Annotated in this window: 17 protein-coding genes; 6 read left to right on the top strand and 11 right to left on the bottom strand. The window is 32.4% G+C overall.

Annotated features, from left to right (window positions below; all coding sequences use genetic code 11):
- Positions 1 to 22 precede the first annotated feature (22 nt).
- Genes DKT72_RS07770 through DKT72_RS07760 form a run of 3 tightly spaced genes read left to right on the top strand, consistent with a single transcriptional unit; the run spans position 23 to position 1,334 of the window.
- A complete protein-coding gene (locus tag DKT72_RS07770) occupies positions 23 to 535 on the top strand; it encodes a DUF3124 domain-containing protein (RefSeq protein WP_111308171.1) in 513 nt (170 codons plus the stop codon).
- A gap of 48 nt (positions 536 to 583) precedes the next feature.
- Positions 584 to 940 (top strand): iron chaperone, encoded by a 357-nt coding sequence (locus DKT72_RS07765; RefSeq protein WP_111308170.1) that lies wholly within the window; start codon positions 584 to 586, stop codon positions 938 to 940.
- A 1-nt stretch (position 941) separates the two neighbouring features.
- A complete protein-coding gene (locus tag DKT72_RS07760; RefSeq protein ID WP_111308169.1) occupies positions 942 to 1,334 on the top strand; it encodes a DUF1801 domain-containing protein in 393 nt (130 codons plus the stop codon).
- A 5-nt stretch (positions 1,335 to 1,339) separates the two neighbouring features.
- Here DKT72_RS07760 and DKT72_RS07755 read toward each other — a convergent pair whose 3' ends face one another.
- The 7 genes from DKT72_RS07755 to rsgA all read right to left on the bottom strand — a co-directional run bounded on the left by DKT72_RS07755 (position 1,340) and on the right by rsgA (position 7,976).
- Positions 1,340 to 2,317, bottom strand: coding sequence for a polyprenyl synthetase family protein (locus DKT72_RS07755; protein ID WP_111308168.1), 978 nt, complete (start codon positions 2,315 to 2,317; stop codon positions 1,340 to 1,342).
- 99 nt (positions 2,318 to 2,416) lie between these two features.
- On the bottom strand, positions 2,417 to 3,457 hold the full coding sequence (gene rlmN, locus DKT72_RS07750; RefSeq protein WP_111308167.1) for a dual-specificity RNA methyltransferase RlmN: 1,041 nt from the start codon (positions 3,455 to 3,457) through the stop codon (positions 2,417 to 2,419).
- 195 nt (positions 3,458 to 3,652) lie between these two features.
- Positions 3,653 to 4,702 carry a tRNA preQ1(34) S-adenosylmethionine ribosyltransferase-isomerase QueA gene (queA, locus tag DKT72_RS07745; RefSeq protein ID WP_111308166.1) on the bottom strand — a complete coding sequence of 350 codons (1,050 nt, stop codon included), beginning with the start codon at positions 4,700 to 4,702 and terminating at the stop codon, positions 3,653 to 3,655.
- A 263-nt stretch (positions 4,703 to 4,965) separates the two neighbouring features.
- Complete coding sequence (locus DKT72_RS07740) at positions 4,966 to 6,192, bottom strand: 3-phosphoshikimate 1-carboxyvinyltransferase (RefSeq protein WP_111308165.1); 1,227 nt, start codon at positions 6,190 to 6,192, stop codon at positions 4,966 to 4,968.
- A 53-nt stretch (positions 6,193 to 6,245) separates the two neighbouring features.
- Positions 6,246 to 6,572: a nucleotide pyrophosphohydrolase gene (locus DKT72_RS07735; protein ID WP_111308164.1), complete on the bottom strand. Its 327-nt coding sequence runs from the start codon at positions 6,570 to 6,572 to the stop codon at positions 6,246 to 6,248.
- Between the two features lie 4 nt (positions 6,573 to 6,576).
- On the bottom strand, positions 6,577 to 7,029 hold the full coding sequence (gene dtd, locus DKT72_RS07730; protein WP_111308163.1) for a D-aminoacyl-tRNA deacylase: 453 nt from the start codon (positions 7,027 to 7,029) through the stop codon (positions 6,577 to 6,579).
- On the bottom strand, positions 7,026 to 7,976 hold the full coding sequence (gene rsgA, locus DKT72_RS07725) for a ribosome small subunit-dependent GTPase A (RefSeq protein ID WP_111308162.1): 951 nt from the start codon (positions 7,974 to 7,976) through the stop codon (positions 7,026 to 7,028). The genes dtd and rsgA overlap by 4 nt, the downstream gene beginning before the upstream one ends.
- A 101-nt stretch (positions 7,977 to 8,077) precedes the next feature.
- On the opposite strand from rsgA, the gene DKT72_RS07720 reads away from it, so the two are divergent.
- On the top strand, positions 8,078 to 8,527 hold the full coding sequence (locus tag DKT72_RS07720; protein WP_111308161.1) for a hypothetical protein: 450 nt from the start codon (positions 8,078 to 8,080) through the stop codon (positions 8,525 to 8,527).
- A 31-nt stretch (positions 8,528 to 8,558) separates the two neighbouring features.
- Here DKT72_RS07720 and DKT72_RS07715 read toward each other — a convergent pair whose 3' ends face one another.
- Genes DKT72_RS07715 through DKT72_RS07700 form a run of 4 tightly spaced genes read right to left on the bottom strand, consistent with a single transcriptional unit; the run spans position 8,559 to position 12,521 of the window.
- A complete protein-coding gene (locus DKT72_RS07715) occupies positions 8,559 to 9,641 on the bottom strand; it encodes a bifunctional 3-deoxy-7-phosphoheptulonate synthase/chorismate mutase type II (RefSeq protein ID WP_111308160.1) in 1,083 nt (360 codons plus the stop codon).
- An 11-nt stretch (positions 9,642 to 9,652) separates the two neighbouring features.
- Positions 9,653 to 10,504, bottom strand: coding sequence for a prephenate dehydrogenase (locus DKT72_RS07710; RefSeq protein WP_111308240.1), 852 nt, complete (start codon positions 10,502 to 10,504; stop codon positions 9,653 to 9,655).
- A 47-nt stretch (positions 10,505 to 10,551) separates the two neighbouring features.
- Positions 10,552 to 11,697, bottom strand: a complete 1,146-nt coding sequence (locus DKT72_RS07705; protein WP_111308159.1) for a pyridoxal phosphate-dependent aminotransferase — start codon at positions 11,695 to 11,697, stop codon at positions 10,552 to 10,554.
- On the bottom strand, positions 11,694 to 12,521 hold the full coding sequence (locus tag DKT72_RS07700) for a prephenate dehydratase (protein WP_111308158.1): 828 nt from the start codon (positions 12,519 to 12,521) through the stop codon (positions 11,694 to 11,696). Before DKT72_RS07700 ends, DKT72_RS07705 begins: the two co-directional genes overlap by 4 nt.
- A 370-nt stretch (positions 12,522 to 12,891) precedes the next feature.
- Here DKT72_RS07700 and gldA point away from each other — a divergent pair, with 370 nt between their 5' ends.
- Positions 12,892 to 13,788 carry a gliding motility-associated ABC transporter ATP-binding subunit GldA gene (gene gldA, locus DKT72_RS07695; RefSeq protein ID WP_111308157.1) on the top strand — a complete coding sequence of 299 codons (897 nt, stop codon included), beginning with the start codon at positions 12,892 to 12,894 and terminating at the stop codon, positions 13,786 to 13,788.
- 100 nt (positions 13,789 to 13,888) lie between these two features.
- A complete protein-coding gene (gene pta / locus DKT72_RS07690) occupies positions 13,889 to 15,979 on the top strand; it encodes a phosphate acetyltransferase (RefSeq protein ID WP_111308156.1) in 2,091 nt (696 codons plus the stop codon).
- Position 15,980: the final 1 nt, after the last annotated feature.

The following is a 15,980-nucleotide window of genomic DNA, read 5'->3' as shown; positions in this document are numbered from 1 at the left end:
TTTTTTAAACAAAAATTAGATAATGAGATACAATTTCATATTAACAATAGTTGCCTTAAGCTTATTAAACTGTAACAACGAGCAAAAAGAAGTTAGCTCCATAAATACAGAAAATTGGTCTAAAAGAATGATAGATATTAGTCTAAAAGACAGTCTTGAAATTGGCAAATCATATCTTTCAATTTATTCCCAGATCTATAGCTTATCTGAACACAAAACCCACAACTTAACTGCTATGGTTAGCTTGAGAAATACCAGTGATTTAGACACTATTTATATTACAAAAGCTGAATATTATGACACCCACGGCAAGTTAATTAGGAAATATTTCGAACATCCTATATTTTTATCACCTATGGAGACAGCCGAAATCATTATAGATGAATTTGATACAACTGGTGGAACAGGTTCTAATTTTTTATTTGAATGGTATATCCCCAAAGGATCCTCTGAACCTTTATTTGAAGGCGTTATGAATTCAACAATGGGTCAGCAAGGACTCTCTTTTACTACAAAAGCTATTCGAATTAAGTAATAAATTAATCATGTCGTTCCTCTTAGATAGCAATATTATATATGAATTATGAAAAAGGAAATTATTACTGTTAATGAATATATTGCTGAATTCCCTAAAGACATACAGAATAAATTACGTCTAGTACGGAACAGTGTTTTAAAACACGCACCCCATGCCATAGAAAATATCTCTTATGCCATGCCTGCTTATAAATTGAATAAAAAACCGCTAGTTTATTTTGGAGGATTTTCCAAACATATTGGGTTTTATGCCACACCTACGGGATATGAAAAATTCAAATCTCAACTTTCTAAATACAAACAAGGGAAAGGTTCTGTTCAATTTCCATTAAAGGAAGCACTGCCCATGGACTTGATAACAGATATTGTTATTTTCCGAGTTAATGAGAATAATCAAAAGTAATATGAATCAAGAAATTGCTGCATATAATGACCTTCTGGAATTTGAAGAATGCCAAATATGTGATTTTTTAGCCGTTTTTATTTACAGACAATTGCCCGAAGTAGAAAGCAAAATTTGTCACAAACATCCCGTTTGGTTTATAGAAGAAAATCCTATTGTAGGTTACAGTAAATTAAAAAAAGGCATTCGGCTAATGTTTTGGAGCGGTGCAAGTTTTAATGAAGAACAACTAGAATTAGGCACTGGTAAATTTAAAGACGCTTCCATACTTTACACATCTTTGGAACAAATAAACCATATTGATTTAGAACGCTGGATTGAAAAAGCACGAAATATCCAATGGGATTATAAAAATATGGTAAAGCGAAAAGGGAGATTAGAACGTTTAAAATGACCTAATTACTTTTTCCTATCAATCACATAATTCACCATTAATATGAGGGACTTTTTGTATTCTGAATCTGGGAAATTATCGAGTAATTTTAGAGCTTCTTCTTGAAATTGGTTCATTTTATCAATGGCATAATCTAAACCACCATTGTTTTTTACAAAGGAAATAACTTCTTTAACTCGTTTACTATTTTTATTATGATTTTTAATAGAATTAATCAGCCATTTTTTATCTTCTTTAGATACGCGATTAAGCACATAAATTAAAGGCAATGTCATTTTCTGTTCTTTGATATCTATACCTGTTGGTTTACCAATTTGGGTATTACCATAATCAAACAAATCGTCTTTAATTTGAAATGCCATTCCAATCAATTCACCAAACTTACGCATGTCTTCTACATGGTTTGATTCCGGTTTAACAGAAGCGGCTCCTAAACTACAACAAGCGGCAATGAGCGTTGCTGTTTTTTGACGGATGATTTCGTAATAAATATCCTCAGTAATATCTAGCTTTCTAGCTTTTTCAATTTGAAGTAATTCGCCCTCACTCATTTCACGCACCGCAATTGAAATGATTTTAAGTAAGTCAAAATCATTATTATCAATAGACAACAACAATCCTTTTGATAATAAATAATCTCCTATTAAAACCGCTATTTTATTTTTCCATAAGGCATTTACCGAGAAAAAACCACGTCTACGATTACTATCATCAACCACATCGTCATGCACTAAAGTAGCAGTATGTATCAATTCAATGACCGAAGCACCTCGATATGTCCGTTCGCTAACCTCTCCATTGGACACCATTTTGGCAACCAAAAATACAAACATAGGGCGCATTTGTTTACCCTTTCTATTGACAATATAGGTGGTAATTCTATTCAGCAAAGCCACTTTACTAGACATAGACAACAGGAACTTTTGCTCGAAAAGATCCATTTCATAAGCTATGGGTTGTTTTATTTGCTCTACTATTTTCATTAAAAATTTAAATATTCTATTTCAAATCAATTAAATTAAAAGTTTATTATTATTTAAAGCGGATTACCCTGGCTTTTTAGAAATAACAAAAACATTATTTTAAGATTTATTAGCTAGCTGTCCGCAAGCGGCATCAATATCCTTGCCCCTACTTCGACGAACATTCACTACAATTCTATTTTTTTCTAAATGATAAATATAATTATCTATGGCGTCGCTTGATGCTTGCTGAAAATCGCCATCATCAATGGGGTTGTATTCTATAATATTCACTTTACAAGGCACATACTTACAAAATTTCACAAACGCATCTATATCTTTTTGGCTATCATTAATGTCTTTCCAAACTACATATTCATAACTGATTTTTCTATTGGTCTTCATGTACCAATATTCTAAAGCTTCCTTTAAATCTTGTAACGGAAACGTTTCGTTAAAAGGCATAATGGAGTTCCTAACCTCATCTATCGCTGAATGTAATGAAACTGCTAAATTAAATTTAACGTCGTCATCTGCCATTTTTTTAATCATTTTTGGCACTCCAGATGTCGATAATGTAATGCGTTTTGGAGACATGCCCAAACCTTCTGGCGAGGTAATTTTATCAATGGCTTTAATCACATTGTTATAGTTCATGAGTGGTTCGCCCATACCCATAAAAACAATATTACTAAGGGGTCTGTTAAAATATAATTTACTTTCTCGATCTATTGCAACAACTTGGTCGTAAATCTCATCAGGATTTAAATTACGCATACGTTTTAATCTTGCGGTAGCACAAAATTTACAGTCTAAGCTACACCCAACCTGGCTGGAAACACACGCAGTAGTTCTAGTTGCTGTTGGTATTAAAACAGATTCTACTATTAAACCATCATGCAATTTAACCGCATTTTTAACCGTCCCATCTTTGCTACGTTGCATGGTATCAACCTCAATATGATTGATAACAAAATTGTTTTGTAAAAGTTCTCTGGTTTCTTTTGAAAGATTGGTCATGCTCTCAAAAGTATAAGCAGATTTTTGCCAAAGCCATTCATAAACCTGATTACCTCTAAAGGCTTTATCCCCTTGTTTTACAAAGAAATCTCTAAGATCTTCTTTTGATAAAGCTCGAATGTCTTTTTTAGTTGTTGCCATAAGTTTTGCAAAAATAGGGAAAATATCTTCCCTTAATCTCTCCAAATGAGAGAAACTCTTATCTAAAAAATCACTGAAATTTTTAAAAATAGATTTCTGCTTTACTCTTTGATTCTTGTTTTAGGACATATATTTGTGAATCTCCGGTTTCGCAGGAATGAAAAAAAAGCCTTGTTAAAAACAAGGCTTTGAAATTTATATAATTAGCATGGCGTCACCATAACTGTAGAATTTGTATTTTTCTTTAATGGCTTCTTGATATGCTTTTTTAACGAAATCGACACCTCCAAAAGCGGATGCCATCATTAGCAAAGTAGATTTTGGTGTGTGAAAGTTTGTAATCATACAATTAGCAATACTAAAATCGTATGGAGGGAAAATAAATTTATTAGTCCAACCTTCCATTTCGTTTAACATACCATTAGAAGATACCGAACTTTCAATAGCTCTCATAGCAGTCGTTCCAACGGCACAAATACGTTTTTTGTTTTTAATACCAGTATTAACAACTTCCACCGCTTTAGAATCAATAATTAACTCTTCACTATCCATTTTATGCTTAGACAGATCCTCAACCTCTACTGGATTGAATGTTCCTAAGCCAACATGTAAAGTAACTTCAGCAAAATTAATTCCTTTAATTTCCAATCGTTTTAAAAGTTGTTTAGAAAAGTGAAGCCCGGCTGTTGGTGCCGCAACGGCTCCTTCATTTTTGGCATAAATAGTTTGATAACGCTCTTCATCTTCTGGCTGTACTTCTCTTCTAATATATTTAGGAAGTGGTGTTTCTCCTAATTCAGTTAGTTTATTTCTAAATTCCTTATAAGAACCATCATATAAAAAACGCAAGGTACGTCCTCTTGATGTTGTGTTATCTATAACCTCAGCAACAAGTGTATCATCATCACCAAAATATAATTTGTTACCTATCCTTATTTTTCTAGCAGGATCTACCAAAACATCCCAAAGACGTTGCTCCTCATTTAATTCCCTCAACAAAAACACTTCAATTCTAGCACCTGTTTTCTCTTTATTCCCATAAAGCCTCGCTGGAAATACTTTTGTGTTATTGATAATCATGACATCACCTTCATCAAAATAATCCAGAATATCTTTAAACATTCTATGCTCTATAGTTTGAGTTTTTCTGTTTAAAACCATTAAACGAGATTCATCTCTATTCTCTGCTGGATATTCTGCCAATAATTCATCTGGTAAATTGAAACCAAAGTGTGATAATTTCATTTGTTCGTTTTTATTGTTTTTTAATTGTCAAATGTTGCATTCAATAGGTTAATCTAGATAAAAATAAATTATAGTGGTATTGAATGGTTCATTTGTTCGTTTTTATTGTTTTTTAATTGTCAAATGTTGCATTCAATAGTGTAATCTAGATAAAAAATAAACTATAGTCTTATTGAATGGTTCATTTGTTCCTTTTTATTGTTTTTCACAAGGCAGCAAATATACAATCTTAAGATAGGCCTTGTCAAGTAAATGGGGGTTTATTATTTAGTTATTTTAAAACCAATAGATTGCAAGTCTTCCCAAAAGGCTGGATAAGATTTTGAAACCACATTAAAATCTTCAATTATAATAGATGTCTTTAAAGCCAAAGGTGCAAATGCCATAGCCATTCTATGGTCATGGTAAGTCGCAATAGGTACATTTTTATTCATTTTATCTGAAGGGGATAGATGCAAAGATTCATTAGTGATTTTAACGTCACCCCCAAGTTTTTCAATTTCAGTTTTTAAAGCCACTAATCTATCTGTCTCTTTTATTTTCAATGTATGAAGTCCTGTCAAATCGCAAGCCAACCCTAAACCAAAACAAGTTACAGCTATAGTTTGGGCTATATCTGGTGCATTTTGAAGATTTAAAGTTAAAGGTTCTAACTTTTTAGATTCCTTTTTTAAAGTAACCGAATTATTTTCAAACGTTGAAACAACTCCAAAGTGTTTATAAATATCTACCAAAACAGAATCCCCTTGTAATGAGTTTTCTTTATAAGAAGACAATGTGATTTCTGTACCAGCTTCACATAAAGCAACAATACTAAAATAATAGGATGCTGAAGACCAATCAGATTCCACCGTTAAAGTTTTTGGTTGTTGGTTTTGGGCTGATGTCTTTACCTTAATGGTATGTCCAATAAAAGATGTTTCAATTCCAATATCGTCCAAAAGTGCCAATGTCATTTTTATGTATGGAATAGACGTAATTTCTCCTTCTAAAGTCAATTCCAAACCATTTTCAAGTTTAGAAGCTATTAACAATAAAGCAGAAATATATTGACTACTTACATTTGCTTGAAGGGATACTTTGCTTTTCGTTAGTATCTTCCCTTTTATTTTTAATGGCGGAAAACCTTCGTTTTCGGTATAGCTTATATCGGCCCCCAGCTCATTTAATGCATCAACCAAAATTTTAATAGGTCGTTCTTTCATGCGTTGAGAACCTGTAATGATGACTTCCTTTCCGTCTTGAATTGATAAAAAAGCAGTTAAAAAACGCATGGCGGTTCCAGCATGATGAATATCTATAATATCCGAACTTGATATTAATGCTTGGGTCATCAAATTACTGTCATCTGAATTTGATATATTTTCTAAAATAAACTCTGGGTATAAAGCTTTTAATAACAGCAACCTATTAGATTCACTTTTAGAACCTGTTATTATAACTTTCGATTTTTTATTTTCTATTTGGGATTTGTGAAGTGTAATATCCATTATAATGTATTAAAAAACGCTTCTTAAAAGAAGCGTTCAAAGATACTTATAAATTATTTTAATTTTTCATTATTATGATGCCTATCATGATCTCGTTTTGTTTTCTTGTCCATTCTTTTATCAAAAGCATCTTGTAAATCGACCCCAGTCTGGTTAGATAAGCACAACACTACAAACAAAACATCTGCTAATTCCTCCCCCAAATCTTTGTCTTTATCACTTTCTTTTTCGCTTTGCTCGCCATAGCGGCGTGCTATAATTCTTGCCACCTCACCTACTTCTTCTGTAAGTTGCGCCATATTTGTTAGCTCATTAAAATAACGAACCCCGTGGTCTTTAATCCAATTATCTACTATTATTTGTGCGTTTTTTATGTCCATTATATTATTCCTTATTTTTTGAATCTATGATAATTGTTACAGGACCGTCATTAACCAATGCTACTTTCATATCTGCACCAAATTGACCTGTTTGTATTTTTTTATTTAAATCTAACTCTACTTGATTTATAAAAGCTTCATATAGAGGAATAGCTACATTTGGCTTAGCCGCTTTTATATAACTTGGGCGATTTCCTTTTTTGGTTAAAGCATGCAAAGTAAACTGGCTCACCACAATAACATCGCCATTACTCTCCATAATAGATTTATTCATAACACCATTTTCATCTTCAAAAATCCGAAGATTAGTGATTTTATTAGACAACCAAACAATATCTTCTGTGGTGTCTTCATCAACAATTCCTAAAAGGATTAAAAGTCCATTTTCTATAGAAGCTACTTTTTCCCCTTCAATAGTGACACTTGCTATTGAAACTCTTTGAATTACAACCTTCATTCTTTATCCCAATTATCGGTTCTATAATGTTCATCTTCACCTTCCAGTATTTGAATATAGCTACGGTAACGCGAAAATGCTATCTCGTCATTATCCAAAGCTTTTTTAACAGCACAATGCGGCTCTTGTACGTGTAAGCAATTATTAAATTTACATTGTTGCTTAAGAGCAAAAAATTCAGGAAAATAGTCTCCAACTTCTTCTTTATCCATATCAACAATACCAAAACCCTTAATCCCCGGGGTATCTATAATTTTTGCCTTAAAACTTAAATCGAACATTTCAGCAAATGTGGTAGTATGTTGACCCTGCATATGCAAGGTTGATATTTCTTTAGTTTTTATATCTAATGTTGGTTCAATAGCATTAACAAGCGTCGATTTTCCAACACCAGAATGCCCAGAAAACATACTTACTTTATCGTGCATTAATGCCTTTACCTTATCTACGTTCTTACCTGTTTTAGCCGAAACTCCAATACACTCATAACCTATCTTTCTATATACATGAGCCAAATATTTCACCTCATTTAGGGTTTCTTCATCATAAGTATCTATTTTATTGAAAAGTAAAATGGTTTTTATCTGGTAGGCATTGGCAGTAACCAAAAACCTATCAATAAAACTAGATAAAGTGGGCGGATTGTTTATAGTAATCAATAAAAAAACTTGATCAATATTAGCGGCAATAATATGCGTTTGCTTGGATAGGTTAACCGATTTTCTTATGATATAATTTTTCCTATCATGAATATAATTAATAATACCAGACACTTGGTTATTATCGGTTTCCAATTCAAAATCCACTATATCTCCAACAGCAATTGGATTGGTACTTTTAATTCCTTTGATTCGGAATTTACCTTTTATTCTGCACTCGTAAGTGTCACCCAAATCGGTTTTAACGGTGTACCAACTCCCAGTAGATTTATAAACAAGTCCTGTCATTAAAGATTTAATAATTACTTATACAAATTAACAACATTTAGATATAATATAGCGTGAGAAAAAACCATATATTGCGATTATAAACAAAAATCAACAACAACATGAAAAAAATTTTATTAGTATCTATTTTGTCATTAGTATCTTTTATTGATGCTCAAGCTCAAGTTGAATATAAAGTTATTACAAGTGTAGAATCTATTGTTCCAAACGGCTTAGGACGTTCAAGACTTATTAGTGCGAATGAAGTAAAAAATTATAAAGATTATACGAGTACACAAACAGAAGATGATAATGAACGCAATAAATCTGACCGCTCAGATATAAGAGTCAAGGATTTTGACGAAACAAAATTGTTGAATTTTTACAATATTGCCGGAATTCGTTTTCAGAATATAGCTGCCAATGATGCTTTAATAACCTCTAAAATCAATACTATGATTGAAGAAGGTTGGGAACTAGCATTTGTTACTAGTGCAGTTGAAAGTGATGCTGGCAAAGGTGATGGTCAGGGTATTTTTATTACGCGATATATTTTTAAAAGAAACAAATAAAAAAAAGAGCCTCAATATGAGGCTCTTTTTTTTAACTATTTATAATCTTCTCTTGATGGTTAATAGATTCTTGATGAATTGCTTTAAACATTTTTAAAATAAACTCTTCGCTTAAACCTTTCGATTCTCCTTCAAGCACCATTTTACCTAAAATTTCGTTCCAACGCTTAGATTGTAAAACAGCTACGTTCTTTTGTTTTTTAAGCGCTCCAATTCCATCAGCAGCTTTCATACGCTTACCTAACAAATCAATAATCTGATTATCAATCACATCAATTTGTGCTCTTAAATTATCTAGTGATTTATTGTAATCTGCTTCAGGATCGCTCTCTTTTCTTATTTTTAAATCTTTCATAATTTGAATAAGTGTTTTAGGCGTTACTTGCTGAGAGGCATCACTCCACGCATTATCTGGATCGAAATGTGTTTCAATCATTAATCCATCAAAATTCAAATCCAATGCCGTTTGAGATACATCAAAAATCATATCACGTTTGCCTGTAATATGCGATGGATCATTAATGAAAGGAATATCTGGATATTTATTTTGAAATTCTATAGCCAACTGCCATTCTGGATTGTTTCTATATTTAGTTTTTTCATAGGTTGAAAATCCTCTATGGATGGCTCCAATATTTTTAACTCCAGATTTATATATTCTTTCTATTCCACCTAGCCATAACGCTAAATCTGGGTTTACAGGATTTTTAATAAGTACGGGCTTATCTGTTCCTTGTAAAGCATCTGCGATTTCTTGCATAATGAAAGGACTTACAGTAGAACGTGCACCAACCCATAATAAATCAATATCATGTTCTAAAGCTAATTTAACGTGGGCAGCGTTAGCAACTTCTGTTGCTGTTTTCATCCCTGTTTCAGCTTTTACTTTTTGTAACCATTTTAAACCTAAAGCACCAACTCCTTCAAACATCCCTGGTCGAGTTCTTGGCTTCCAAATACCTGCTCTAAAATAATTTACGTCTGTATCTTTAAGCTCGTGAGCTATTCTTAAAACTTGTTCTTCTGTCTCAGCACTACAAGGACCTGCAATTACCAATGGATGATCTAATTTTAAATCATCTAACCAGTTTCTTAATTCTTTCTTGTTTTCCATAATATTAATACTTAACTAATTCCGTTTAAAATGTCTTTTATATGATTGGTGTTTTTCATCTCATTATAGATGGTTTCAAAATCATCTTGTTTCATCATATCCCTAAAATGAGTGAGATTTATAATATACTCTTCTAAAGACTCAATAACATTGTCTTTATTTTCTTTAAAAATAGGAGTCCACATTTCTGGTGAACTTTTTGCAAGCCTTACTGTAGAAGCAAATCCACTACCAGCCATGTCAAAAATATTGCGTTCATTTTTTTCCTTTTCAATAACCGTTTTACCCAGCATAAATGAACTTATGTGCGACAAATGAGACACATAGGCAATATGTTTGTCATGAGATTCAGGATTCATACGTCTCAATTTCATGCCGATAGTAGTGAAAAAACCCAAAACTTCATTTTTTAGTTTTTCATCTGTTTTTTCTTCTTCACAAATGATGTTCGTTTTGTTTTTAAACAAATTATAAATAGCCGCTTTAGGCCCTGAATATTCTGTTCCTGCAATAGGATGCATCGCTAAAAAATGCTTTCTTTTTGGATGATTCTCAACCGCTTTACAAATAGCTTGTTTGGTTGAACCTACATCAATCACCAATCCTGTTTCCGAGATCTTATCTAAAAGTGTTGGCAGCAGCTTAACTGTTGCATCCACTGGAATGGATAAAATCACTAAATCTGCATTAGGAATATCATCTATGGTTGCTTTTTTATCAATTAAATTAAGTGACAATGCTTCATCAAGTGTTGTCTCTTTTCTACTTATACCATAAATAGTTACGCTAGGATTTAGTTTTTTAAGTTCTAAAGCTAAACTTCCGCCTATTAATCCAACCCCTATGATGTATATATTCTTCATTACCATGTATCTTTTCCAAGACATCTTCCCTACTGGAAGAACTTTTATTATTTTACTCTTGCTATGGCCTCTTCTAATTCTTCGGCTGTGGCACATAAAGAAAACCTGATGTAGCCTTCTCCTTTACTTCCAAAAATAGTTCCTGGCGTAATAAATATGTGATTGTTTTTTAACACCATGTCTATAAATTCTTCCGACTTGACATGGGATGGTAATTTCGCCCAAACAAAAAGGCCTGTGGCTTCTTCATCATAGGTACAGTTTAATGCTTTAGCCAATTTCCAAACCAAATCTCTACGCTGTTTATAAACATTATTTAATGTACTAAACCACATACTTGAACATTTTAAAGCCTCAATAGCTCCTTTTTGAATGCCATAAAACATCCCAGAATCCATATTACTTTTAACCTTTAAAATATTGTTGATATAATTAGGATCGCCCACAACCATCCCAACACGCCATCCAGCCATATTAAAGGTTTTACTTAACGAGTTAAGCTCTAAACAAACATCTTTTGCACCTCGAATACTCATGATACTTTTTGGTGAATCATTCAGCACAAAACTATAAGGATTGTCATTTACAATCAATATATTGTGCTTTTTAGCAAATGCTATTAAATCTTTAAAAAGCTGTTCTGTTGCCCCTGCGCCTGTTGGCATGTGTGGATAATTTATCCACATTAACTTTACATTACTTAAATCTTGTTTTTCAATAGCTTTTAAATCTGGCAACCAATTATTCGCCTCATCTAATTCATAAAGCACTGTTTTAGCTCCTACTAAGTTTGAAACAGATTGGTATGTTGGATATCCTGGATTTGGAATTAACACACCATCACCTTCATTTAAATAGGCCATAGAAATATGCATAATGCCTTCCTTACTTCCCATCAAAGGTAAAATCTCTGAGGTCGGACTTAAAGACACATTAAAATATTGTTTATAAAATTTGGCCATACCTTCCCTTAAAGCAGGAAGCCCTTGATAACTTTGATATTGATGCGCCTTAGCATCTAACATCCCATCTATTAAAGCATCAACAACCTTTTGTGGGGGTTGCATATCTGGACTGCCAATACCTAGATTTATTACTGGCTTTCCACTAGCAATAAGCAAACCAACTTCTCTTAGCTTTTTTGAGAAATAGTATTCTTCAACGGTATTTAATCTGTCTGCTACCTCAATCATAATTTGGCATTTTTATATTCACCCAATACTTTAAAATTAATCGCCATAATATCCATTATAGATTTCGCTTTTTTAAAATCTTCATACATTTCAAAAGTTATATCAACAAAAAACGCATATTTCCAAGGCGTTTCTATGATTGGCATAGATTGAATTTTTGTTAAACTCAATTTACAATCGCTCATCACATTCAACAAAGTTGCCAAACTTCCTCGCTTATGGTCTGCTTCAAATTTTATGGAAGCTTTATTTATGTCTTTTTCTGAAACCTCAGAATTTGTTCTTTTTACGATAGCAAATCTGGTTTCATTATGCTTTATAGTTTGAATACTATGTGCCAAAATATTTAACTGGAAAATTTCGGCAGCCATCCCACTAGCAATAGCTCCAACACCTTTAAGTTGTTGTTTTTGAATACGTTCAGAAACCTCTGCAGTATCTTTATCTTCAATAAGTTTTATATGTGGATAATCCCTAAAGAATTCTTTACATTGTAACAATGCCATGGGGTGCGAATACACTTCTTTAATATCCTCCATACTTTGATTATGCAACGCCATTAAATTGTGTTGAATATCTAAATAATGCTCTCCCACGACATGCAATCCATTATTATCTATTAAAGCATAATTAGGAAGGATAGATCCAGCAATAGAGTTTTCTAAAGCCATAATACCTGCATCACTTTCCTTAGTGACTAAAGAATTAACTAATCCATCAAAAGTCATGCATTCTATAACATCCACAGGTTTTTCAAAATATTGTAATGAAACAATATGATGAAATGATCCTTTAATTCCTTGTATGGCAACCGTTTTTATCATACATAAAAAAAGTCCCGATTTTCATCGAGACTTATATTAAATTTATAACTTATAAATTATACATACAACGCCTCGATTCCTTTGCTAAAAAAGAAATAAAAGTTTTTAAAATATGTATAATATACTGCTGTTTTCATTTGATCTGTTTACTGTTTTCTCAGTTATCACATGCAACCTTCATTTAATCATTCCGTTAGGTGTTAAAAAATAGCTATGAAGGCTTCATAATTGAGCCGCTAAAGTAATTAATATTTTAATAAATCAAAATTGAATATTTAGTTTTTTTCATTTTTATTAAAAATTTTAAAGATTTTACAGCAAATATAACTTTACACTATATAATCATTATTTTTGAACAAACAATTTAAGTATGTCTATAGAAGTTGAGGGCATTTCTAAGCTTTATGGAAGCCAAAAAGCTTTAAACAATGTATCATTTAAAGTAAAAAACCCAGAAATAGTTGGCTTTTTGGGTCCGAATGGCGCTGGAAAATCCACTATGATGAAAATTTTAACAACCTTTCTTCATAAAGATTCTGGTTCTGCTAAAGTTAATGGATTTGATATTGTTAGCGATATTGAAGGTGTTCAAAAAAGTGTTGGTTATTTACCTGAAAACAATCCATTATATCTGGAGATGTATGTAAAAGAATATTTAACCTTTAATGCCAATATCTTTAAAATTTCCAAAAGCAGAATTAATGAAGTTATTGAACAAACTGGATTAACATCCGAAGCTCATAAGAAGATAGGCCAATTATCTAAAGGGTATCGTCAACGTGTGGGTTTGGCAAACGCCTTGTTGCATGACCCGGAAGTTTTAATACTTGATGAACCTACAACTGGCTTAGACCCTAACCAATTGGTAGACATTAGAAACTTAATTAAAACTATTGGCAAGAAAAAAACTGTTTTTCTTTCTACACATATCATGCAAGAAGTAGAAGCTATGTGCGACCGCGTTATCATAATTAATAAAGGAGAGATTGTTGCCGACAAAAAATTACAGGAACTTCGGGAAACCAAAGAACAAATTGTTGTTGTTGAATTTGATTATAGAGTTGAAGATGCTTTTTTATTAAAATTACCTAAAGTAAAAAGCGTAATAAACACTAAAGATTTTATATATGAAATCACCTTTTCGACTTCAGAAGACATGCGCTCTCATGTGTTTGATTTTGCACATGATAATGAATTGAAAATTTTACAACTCAATCAAAAAAATGCTAGTTTAGAGTCTCTTTTTAGAGATTTAACTTCGAAATAATGAGCTTTTCTTCTTGATTTTTTTTAAAGTTATGATATAAATCAGATTTACAAATATATGAAGATACTAATTTTGCAGCATATTTTAAACATATAAAACTATGAGTAAAGGAATTTACGTTACTACCATTGAACCAAGAAGTGGTAAATCTGTCGTTGTTTTGGGCTTAATGCGTATGCTCTTAGGCAAAACTGCAAAAGTAGGATATTTTAGGCCCATCATTGATGATCCAGATGAGGGTGACATGGATAATCATATCAACACCGTACTCTCATACTTTGAAATTAATATTGATTACAAAAAAACGTTTGCTTTTACTAGAAATGAAGTTCTTAACCTATACAATCAAGGTAAAGCAGGCGACGTTATTGACGAAATAATTAGAAAATATAAATATTTAGAAGATTTATTTGATATTGTTTTAGTTGAAGGTACAGACTTTTCTCACGAAAACTCAAGCTTGGAATTAGATATTAATATGCTGATTTCAAAAAATTTGGGACTCCCTGTAATTATCGTAACAAGAGGCGATAAAAATGACTTAAAGGAAATTGTTGACAATGTACAATTGGCTTACGACACTTTTAAACAAGAAGCAGATGTACTTTCTATAATGACCAACAAAGTTAATGTTGACAATCTTAAAGAATTAAAACATTTATTAAAAGAACGCATAAACAACGATACAGATATTACAGTTATCCCTATAATTCATAGTTTATCAAGTCCAACCATAAAGGAAATTGTAAAATCATTAGACGGACAAGTGCTTTTTGGAAATGATATGTTACACAATCTTTCGGAAAATTTCAGTGTTGGTGCTATGCAACTGCGTAATTATTTAACGCATTTAAAAGACAACGCTTTGGTAATAACTCCTGGAGATCGTGCCGATATTATTCTTGGTGCTTTACAAGCCAACATCTCAAAAAACTACCCTAAAATTGCTGGTATTATTTTAACCGGCGGACTTATTCCTGAAGAATCCATATTAAAACTTATTGAAGGTTTGTCTAGCATTGTTCCTATAATTAGTGTTAAAGGTGGCACCTATTCTGTCACTAATAGTATTGGCACTATTAAGCCAAAAATATATGCTGATCATACCGAAAAAATAACAACATCCATTTCCACTTTTGAAAAGCATGTAGACACTGATAAACTTGCAGATAAATTGATTACTTTTCAGTCGGAAATATTTACTCCAAGAATGTTTCAGTACAACTTATTACAACGAGCTTTAAAAAACAAGAAACATATTGTTTTACCAGAAGGTTATGATGAACGTGTTTTACGTGCTGCAGCAAGATTAATTGATTCACGTGTTGTAAATTTAACACTGATTGGAGAAGCAGATAAAATAAAAGAACGCATCGAAAAACTTGATATTTCATTGGATTTAAACAAAGTAAATATTATCTCTCCTACAAAATCCCCATATTTTGAGGATTACGTTAATACGTTTTATGAACTTAGAAAGCACAAAGATGTCAATTTGGATATCGCTAGAGATACTATGGCCGACGTTTCTTATTTTGGAACCATGATGATTTACAAAGGTCATGCCGATGGTATGGTGTCTGGTGCCGTACATACTACACAACATACTTTGAGACCTGCATTACAATTTATAAAAACAAAACCAGGCGTTAATATTGTGTCTTCTATTTTCTTTATGTGCTTAGAAGACCGTATTTCCGTTTTTGGTGACTGTGCTATCAATCCAAACCCAAACGCTCAAGAACTAGCGGAAATAGCTATTTCATCTGCCCAAACCTCAAAAGATTTTGGCATAGAACCCAAAGTAGCTATGCTTTCTTATTCTTCTGGTGAATCAGGAAAAGGAGCCGAAGTTGAAAAAGTTAGAGAAGCTACAGAGATAGTCAAAAAGTTAGATCCTAGTATAAAAATCGAAGGTCCAATTCAATACGATGCCGCAGTAGATATACGCATTGGAAAAAGCAAAATGCCAGATTCTGAAGTAGCAGGACATGCTAGTGTGTTGATTTTTCCAGATCTAAACACGGGTAACAATACTTACAAAGCCGTACAACGTGAAACCGGTGCATTGGCTATTGGCCCCGTTTTACAAGGATTAAATAAACCCGTAAACGATTTAAGTAGAGGTTGTACCGTAGACGATATTTACAGTACCGTAATTATAACAGCCATTCAAGCACAAGACATTTAAT

It is taken from the genome of Confluentibacter sediminis (assembly GCF_003258355.1).
Taxonomy (GTDB): Bacteria; Bacteroidota; Bacteroidia; order Flavobacteriales; family Flavobacteriaceae; genus Confluentibacter; species Confluentibacter sediminis.
The sequence above is the reverse complement of the archived record's forward strand: the minus strand, read 5'-3'. Positions and strand labels throughout refer to the sequence as shown.